Here is a 7611-nt window from a genome sequence, read left to right on the forward strand (position 1 = left end):
CCGGCGCCGGTGGACGGACACCCCCGGCCGCCGCCGGCTGCTCGGCCTCGCCGCCGCCGCGGTCTGCGCCTCGCTGGTCGCCGCCCTGGCCGTGCGGGCCGGCACCGGCGGGCCCGGCGTCGCCCCGGAGTGCCGGAAACCCGTCTCCGACCTGCTGGAGCCGCCCTGCGGAGCCTGGTTCGGGGCGTTCGTGCCGCACGAGAGGTCCGACCTGGCCGAGAAGGTCGCCGCCTACGAGGAACGGATCGGCCGCCGCCTCGACATCGTGTACACGTACCACGACATGTCCGAGGTCACCGCCTCCCGCCTGGAGGGGCAGCTCCTGACCGAGCAGGAACGGCGGCTCGGCCGCGACCGGATGCTGCTCCTGTCCTGGGAGAGCAAGGTGTGGGGCGGCGCCAGGGCCGAGCAGCCCCGGTGGAGCGACATCGCCGCCGGGGAGTACGACGCCGGGGTGATCGACGTCCAGGCGCGGCGGATCAAGGAGTACGGCGAACGCAACGACGGCCGGCGGGTGTTCCTCTCCTTCGACCTGGAGATGGACACCCGGGTCCCGGACAACGGCACCGCCGGGCAGTTCGTGTCCGCCTGGCGCCACGTCCACGACCGGTTCCGCCGGCTCGGCGTGGACAACGTGATCTGGACCTGGATCACCACCGGCTACCCCGGACACCACGACCTGATCGAGGAGCTCTACCCGGGCGACGACTACGTCGACTGGATCGGCTACAACCAGTACAACTACTACAGGTGCCACAGGACCGAGTGGATGTCCTTCGAGGAGACCCAGACGCCGGTGCACCGGTGGATCCGGGCCAACCTGTCGGACGAGAAACCCCTGATGCTCTCCGAGTTCGGCTCCGCGCACGACACCGGGCGGCCTTCCCGGCAGGCCCGGTGGTACCGGGAGGTGCCCGGCGTGCTGAAGCGGCTGGACGGCGTGAAGGCCGCGCTGCAGTGGAACCACCGCGACCCCGGCCCGCACTGCGACCTGGCGCTCGCCAACGACGAGTCCTGGGACGCGATGCGGCGGCTGGCCTCGGACCGGCACCTCAACCAGCCGCCGCCGTAGGGCGGTCCCCGGCGCCTCAGCCCGCGAACCCGGGCCCGCGCACGGCCGCGCGGGCCCGGCGGTACCAGCGCCAGCCGACGGTGGGCGCCCCGTCCCGGTACGGCGCCACCCGCGCGCCCTCGCCGCGCATCCACGACTCCACGTCGGCCGCCGTGTGGCCGCGCCGCACGATCAGCCGGGCGATCCGGTACCGCTCGTCCCGCTCCGAACTCAGCGCGTGGCGCACCGCCGCCGCCGTCTCGTAGCCGGTGGCCGCCGCCATCCGTCGCACGGCACCGCTGTTGTACCCGTGCGGATAGGCGAGGTGGCGGATCGCGTGACCGAGGGTGTCCTCCAACGTCGCCTTGGAGTCCCGCAGTTCGGACTCCAGGGCGCGGCGTCCCAAGGTGTCCAGCTGGGCGTGGGTCACCGTGTGGCCGCCCACCTCGAGCCCCGCGTCCTCCAGCACCGGCGCCTCGTCCAGCCTCATCATCGGCGCCGGCGGCAGCAGGCTCCGGCCGGACGGGGCGATCGCGCCGGTGGTGAGGTAGGCGGTGCCGGTCAGGCCGCGTCCGGCCAGGGCGGCGGCCGTGGGGCCGGGCAGATCGGCGAAACCGTCGTCGAAGGTGAGCACCACCGGACGCGGCGGCAGCGGAGCGCGCCCCGCCAGGTGGCCGGCGAGCGCGCTCACCGTCACCGGGGTCCGGCCGCTGTCCGCCACGGCGTCCAGGTGCTCGCCGAACCGGCGCGGCGTGACCGTGAACTCGGCGATCCACGCCGGCGGGTCGTCCATCACCGCGTGGTACAGCAGCACCGGCACGGCGTCCGGCCGCCGCCCGCCCGCCGCGCTCACCGGGACACCCCGCGGCGCAGCGCGCGACGGGCGCGGACGTAGCCCAGCGGCCCGTACAGCATGCCCCGGCGCTGGAGCCGGGACAGCCGCCCCGGCCAGGGGTGGTCACGCCGGTCGTGCCCGCCCGGCGCCGCGGCGCCGCTCCCGGCGTCGCGGGCGGCGGTGAGCCGCCGGGCGTGGGCCAGGCCCCCCGGCAGCCGGCGCAGCAGGGCGGGCAGCAGGGAGGGGCGGCGCACCAGGACCGCCGTCAGGTAGGCGGTCAGCCCGGCGCCGTAGCCGAACGCCTGGTTCTCCAGGTCGCGCCAGGTCTCCCGGTGGTGGTGCCACACCAGCGCCCGCGGCACGTACCGCAGCCGGCGGCCCTCGCCGAGCACCCGCACGAAGGCGTACAGGTCGTCGCCGCCCCGCGCCGGGGTGCCCGTGCCGGTCGCCGGGTCGAAGCCGCCGACGGCGCGGAGCACCTCGGTGCGGAACGCCATCGCCGCCCCCGACCCGAACCGCCCCGCGGCGAACGGGAACAGCGGTTCGTCGGCGGGCGGATCGGCGGGGTCGTACACGCGCGGCACGAACCCCTTCGCGAAGCCCCCGCTGCTCTCCAGCAGCACCTGCGCCGGCGTGCGCAGCCGGGCGGGCAGGATCAGCCCGGTCGTGCAGCCCAGGCCCGGGTCCGTGGCGAACGGGGCGGTCAGCTCCGACAGCCAGCGCGGGTCGGCGACCACGTCGTCGTCGGTGAACGCCACCACGTCGCCGCTCGTCGCCGCCAGCCCCGCGTTGTGGGCGCGGGCCAGACCGGGCCCGGGCTCCCGCACGTAGCGCACCCGCCCCCCGTACCTGTCCTCGACCAGTTCACGGGTGGCCGCGGTGACCGGCGCGTTGTCCACCACGACGACGTCGAAGTCCGGATGGTCCTGGGCGAGCAGCGAGTCCACCGCCCGGCCCAGCTGCTCCGCCCGCTCCCGCGTGGCGACCACCACGGTGGTGCGCGGTGGCCGGCCGGGAGGCGGCCCGCCGGCCGGAGGCGGCGGCAGCGCCCGCGCCGCCCCGGCCACCACGTCCCGCGGATCCCCGCCCTCCGGCACGCTCACCAGCAGCGTGCCCGCCGGCACGCCGCCGCGGCGGACCAGGGCGAACACCTCCCCGTGCGTGAGCGGCGGGCCGCCGGGCCCGGGGCGGAGCACCGGTGGGTCCTCCGGGGCGTCCGGAAGCTCCAGCTCGGCGACCTGCACGGGCCGGACGGCCAGGAACCTGTCGATCTCCCGCTGTGTCGTGCCGCTGCGCATCCGAACTCCCCCTCTGTCCGACGTTTCCCCGCGCTCCGGTGATGTCCCCGGCCGCCGCCCGCACGCGGCCGGACGCGCGGTCGCTGCGGCGGCGGTCGCGGTGGTGATGGCGGTGACGATGGTCGTGGCGGTGACGATGGTCGTGGCGGTGGTGATGGCGGTGGCGGTGGAGGTGCCCCGGTCCTGCCGTGGCGCGCCTCAACTCCGCAACCGTCCGGCGGCCTCGAGGCTCCGGGCGGCCAGCGACGCCAGGCGGGGCCGGCGCCGCACGAACCCCTGGGCGCGGCGGGCCGGTTCGCGTCCCAGCCAGTGCAGTGCCGCGCCGACCCCCGGCCGGATCAACGTCCCCTCGTGTACCCGCAGTTCACCGGTCTTCAGCGCCTCCTTGTACTCGGCCGCCCCCCGCCCCATGTCCAGCAGCCCGATGCCCGCCCGGGCGGCCGCCTCCGCCATCCGCAGGTGCAGCACCAGCCCCGGCGAGTACTTCGCCAACTCCGTTTCGTAGGAGGGGAACCAGCAGGCCAGCACGGTCGACGAACGCAGTCCGAAGTGCGCGGCCACCGGCCGGTCGGCGGCGTAGAGCACCGAGAGCACGCCCGCGCACTCCTGCGCCCGCGTGGCGGCCAGCAGGCGCACCAGCCGGCTGATCCACTCCCGCGCGAACCGGTCCCGCCGGCCGGTGCGGCGGTACTGCGCGGACTTCCACGCCATCAGGGTGTCCAGCGCCCGCGGGTCCCGCTCGTCGAAGACGAACCGCACCTCGCCGACCCGGCGGCCGAGCCGGCGCTCCTTCGCCAGCGTGGTCCTCAGGAACTTCGGCGACCGCTGCCGCAGACCCTCCAGGTACGCCGGGTACCCCTCCCCGACGTCGATGACGTAGGACGGGTAGGCGTCGGCGGTCCGGCCGGTGAACAGCGCCTGGCCGTCCTCCAGGTTGTCGAAGGTGAAGCTGCTCAGCGAGCACGCGCGCAGCAACTCCTCCCCGTCCAGGGCCGTCCCGGGCCGCAGCACGGCTCCCTGCAGGTCGGAGACCCCGAGCCCCAGCGCCCGCCCGTTGCCCCACGCGCTCCTCTCGAAGGGCAGGAAACCGACGATCCCCCGGCCGTCGGCGCCGCCCTTCCCACCGCGCCCCTCCTCGATCACCGCCACCCGGGCCCGCGGCCTGACCCGGCCCAGGGCGACGGCGAACTCCGGTTCCATGAAGGGATTCCTGACCGCACCCGATGTCGCCCGCAACTCCCGCCAGCTCCCGGTCTCCTCCACCCCGAGCTGCCCGGGCCTCAGTACGCGGACATGCCGTCCACCGCTCACGATGACCCCCCGGTCGAAGCCCCCACGGCCCCCGGGCCCCCCGGCCCGCGGACACCGCGAGGATCGTACAGCGGGACGGGAGTCTCCGGTAGATACCCTCGCAGGTCATGACCAAGCGACGGGAATCCGGCAACTGCCGCAACGTGTGCGGCGGGCCGGTGCGGACAGGAGTGACGCCCGCGGTCGCCGGCCGCCTTCCCGTTCCGCCGCGCCCCCGTCGTGCCGGGCCGGCGCCGCGCGGCGGAACACCGGCCGCCGCACACCGGGGGCCCCGGCCGTCGCCGGGGCCGCCCGGACGGGGACGACGCCTGGCCGGGACGCGGGCCGCGCTATAGCGTTGGCCTTCCGCCCGCGTCGCCGCCCGCGTCGCGTGGAGACGTTCGACAGGAGCAGGACGGAAGCATGTCGGGAGAGAAGTCGCCCACCGGAAAGCGTTCCGCCGCCGGCTCGCCGCCCGGACTGCGGGCCTCGCACGCGGACCGGGACCGCGTGGTGGACGTGCTGCGCATCGCGGCGGGGGACGGTCTGCTGACCGCCGAGGAGCTGGACGAGCGCCTGGAAACCGCCCTGTCGGCGCGCACGCTCGCCGAACTGGAGCCGCTCACGGCCGACCTGCCGCCCGTGCCGGTCGCCGGCGGCCCGGCCGGAACCGAGGCCAAGGACCTGGTCCGCATCGAGCAGGCCCACAGCGGCGGGGTGCGGCGCGCGGGGCGCTGGGTGGTACCGCGGAAGCTGGAACTCGCGGTGACCTTCTGCGACGTGACGCTCGACTTCACCGACGCGGTGATCACGCACGGCACCCTGCGGATCGACGTCGACATGATGGGAAAGACGCTGGCCCTGGTCACCCGGCCGGGCATCGAGGTCGACACGGACGGCCTGCAACTGGCGCACTGCAGGGTCACGCACCGCCCGCAGCCGCGGGACCCGTACGCGCCGGTGCTCCTGCGGGTGGAGCTGACCGGCCGGAAGACCCACGGCCGGGTCGTCGTGGGGCCCCCGCGCCGGACGTTCGGACAGTGGCTGCGGGGCGGTGCCGCGTCCCCCTCCGGAGACGCGTGACCGCCTCGGCGGCGTGGCCCGCCGGCGGGACGGCGCCCGGCCGCGCGGACGCGGCCGGGCGCCGCCGGTGGTTCGCCCCCGTCGTGGACCGGCCCGCCGTGGACGTCCCGGAGGGCCCGGGGGACGGCGCTCCGCGGGCCGCCGGCCGTCCCGTCCCGCCGTCCGCGAGACCGGCGGAGCGGAGCGAAGCGTCCGTCCGTGACCCCGGGTCATGACCTCGGGTTCATGACCCCGGTACGGTGAAGCCGGCCTCGTAGGCCCGGACGACCGCCTGGGTGCGGTCGCGGGTACCGGTCTTGGCGAGCACCGACGCCACGTGCGTCTTCACCGTGGCCGGCCCCACCCCCATCCGCCCGGCGATCTCGGCGTTGGTCAGCCCGGTCGCCATCAGCCGCAGCACCTCCGCCTCGCGCTCCGTGAGCCGCGCCACCCAGGCCGGCGGGGCGGGGTTCGCGCGCGCGTGCTCGGCCGCCAGTGCCCGTACCGCCGCCGGGAACAGCAGCGTGTCGCTGCGCGCCACCAGCCGCACGGCCTGGACGAGCGTGTCGGCGTCGGCGCGCTTGAGGAGGAAGCCGGCGGCCCCGGCGCGCAGGGCGTCGTAGATGTAGGAGTCGTTCTCGAACGTGGTCACGACGAGGACGCGCGGCGGTTCGGCGAGCGTGGCGAGGATCCGCTCGGTGGCGCGGATGCCGTCGGTCCCGGGCATGCGCACGTCCATGAGGACGACGTCCGGCCGGCTCTCGCGCACGACGGAGACGGCCTCGGCCCCGGTGGCCGCCTCGCCGACGACCTCCAGGTCCTCCTCGGCGGAGAGGATGGCGCGCAGGGCGGTGCGGACCATGCGCTCGTCGTCGGCGAGGACGATCCTGATCGGCGAACGGGTCATGCGGATCCCTTCAACGGCAGACGTACGTGGAGCCGCCACACCCCGTCGGCGGCGCCCGCCTCGACGGCGCCGCCCAGCAGGCGGGCCCGGTCGGCGATGCCGCGCAGGCCGTGACCGCCGCCGGGGCGCGGGGCGCGGGCCTCGCCGAGCGGGTTCTCGACGGTGATGCGCAGGTGGCCGTCCACCACGTCGATCCGCAGCGCCACGGTGACCCGCCCACCCGCGTGCCGCAGGGCGTTGCCCAGCCCTTCCTGCACGATGCGGTACGCCTCGCGGGACACCGGAGGCGGCAGCGCCGCGGGGTCGGCGGCGACGGTGGCCCTCACCCGCCGCCCGCCCGCACGGGTGCGGCGCAGCAGGCCGTCGAGGTCGGCGGCGAGCGTGGGCGCCGGCGCGGTGCCCGGCGCGTCGCCGTCCCGCAGCACGCCCAGGACCGCGTCGAGTTCGCCCACGGCGCGCCGGGTGGTGTCCTCGATCGCGGCGAGCGCCTCGCGGACGAACTCCGGGTCGGTGTCCAGCACCCGCCGGGCCGCGCTCGCCTGGAGTCCCACCGCGCTGAGCGCGTGGCCGAGCGAGTCGTGCAGTTCGCGCGCGAGCCGGTTGCGGACGGCGAGGTCGGCGGCCCGCGCCTCGGCCGCCGCGATCCGGTCCTCGGGGGAGGGGCCGAGCAGCACCGGCGCCCAGCGGGCCAGCAGCGCGCCGCAGCCGGCCGCGCACCCGGCGAGCGCGACGAGCAGCGCGGTGCCCGCGACCGGCGCGAGCGCGAGTGCCCAGGCGTGGTCGAGGAGGCCGGGCAGGTCCGGCCGGGCCTCCCGCAGCGCCGGGACGAAGGGCAGCAGGATCAGCACGACCGCGAACGGCGGCACCGCGAGCGACATGCCCGCGACGATCCCGCCGATCCCCAGGTGCAGCACGAACCACGCCGCGGTGCGGGCCTTCTCGCCCGTCGTCCGGGCGGGCCCGTAGGCGAGCCGGTCGGCCTCCACACCGCACAGCCAGCGCGCCACCCCGGACTCCAGGGGCCGGGTCGGCGGGAACAGCGAGGTGACGGCGGCGAGCGGCAACCCGAGGACGAACGAGCCGAGTTGCAGGGGCAGGGAACCGAAGACGTCGTCGGCGCCGATGACGGCGCCGACGACGAGCGACACGACCAGCACGTACGGCACGG

7 protein-coding genes are annotated in these 7611 nt (G+C 76.4%); 2 read left to right on the forward strand and 5 right to left on the reverse strand.

Translation table 11 applies throughout. The features are described 5' to 3' along the window. Positions 1-37 precede the first annotated feature (37 nt). A complete protein-coding gene (locus A2U95_RS23255; RefSeq protein WP_166026411.1) occupies positions 38-1072 on the forward strand; it encodes a glycoside hydrolase family 26 protein in 1035 nt (344 codons plus the stop codon). 16 nt (positions 1073-1088) lie between these two features. Here the strand turns inward: A2U95_RS23255 and A2U95_RS23260 are convergent, their stop codons facing one another. From A2U95_RS23260 to A2U95_RS23270, 3 genes are all read right to left on the reverse strand, one after another. Further along, the gene (locus tag A2U95_RS23260) at positions 1089-1844 is read right to left on the reverse strand and encodes a polysaccharide deacetylase family protein (RefSeq protein ID WP_206283036.1); all 756 of its coding nucleotides are present in this window, start codon (positions 1842-1844) and stop codon (positions 1089-1091) included. A gap of 56 nt (positions 1845-1900) precedes the next feature. Then, positions 1901-3184, reverse strand: coding sequence for a glycosyltransferase family 2 protein (locus tag A2U95_RS23265; RefSeq protein WP_206283035.1), 1284 nt, complete (start codon positions 3182-3184; stop codon positions 1901-1903). Positions 3185-3382: 198 nt separating this feature from the next. Then, on the reverse strand, positions 3383-4495 hold the full coding sequence (locus A2U95_RS23270; RefSeq protein WP_166026401.1) for a GNAT family N-acetyltransferase: 1113 nt from the start codon (positions 4493-4495) through the stop codon (positions 3383-3385). 402 nt (positions 4496-4897) lie between these two features. Between A2U95_RS23270 and A2U95_RS23275 the strand changes: the two genes are divergently transcribed. Further along, positions 4898-5557 carry a DUF1707 SHOCT-like domain-containing protein gene (locus A2U95_RS23275; protein ID WP_166026403.1) on the forward strand — a complete coding sequence of 220 codons (660 nt, stop codon included), beginning with the start codon at positions 4898-4900 and terminating at the stop codon, positions 5555-5557. 223 nt (positions 5558-5780) lie between these two features. Here the strand turns inward: A2U95_RS23275 and A2U95_RS23280 are convergent, their stop codons facing one another. Continuing rightward, a complete protein-coding gene (locus tag A2U95_RS23280) occupies positions 5781-6443 on the reverse strand; it encodes a response regulator transcription factor (protein ID WP_166026405.1) in 663 nt (220 codons plus the stop codon). Continuing rightward, positions 6440-7611: sensor histidine kinase (locus tag A2U95_RS23285; RefSeq protein WP_166026407.1), on the reverse strand; the 1172-nt coding region annotated here is incomplete at its 5' end. The genes A2U95_RS23280 and A2U95_RS23285, both read right to left, overlap by 4 nt.

This window comes from Streptomyces chilikensis (genome assembly GCF_001642695.1).
Classification (GTDB): domain Bacteria; phylum Actinomycetota; class Actinomycetes; order Streptomycetales; family Streptomycetaceae; genus Streptomyces; species Streptomyces chilikensis.

Coding starts and splice junctions, on each gene's coding strand:
- A2U95_RS23280 (WP_166026405.1), bottom strand. CDS start 6,443: ATGACCCGTTCGCCGATCAGGATCGTCCTCGCCGACGACGAGCGCATG.
- A2U95_RS23265 (WP_206283035.1), bottom strand. CDS start 3,184: ATGCGCAGCGGCACGACACAGCGGGAGATCGACAGGTTCCTGGCCGTC.
- A2U95_RS23275 (WP_166026403.1), top strand. CDS start 4,898: ATGTCGGGAGAGAAGTCGCCCACCGGAAAGCGTTCCGCCGCCGGCTCG.
- A2U95_RS23260 (WP_206283036.1), bottom strand. CDS start 1,844: ATGGACGACCCGCCGGCGTGGATCGCCGAGTTCACGGTCACGCCGCGC.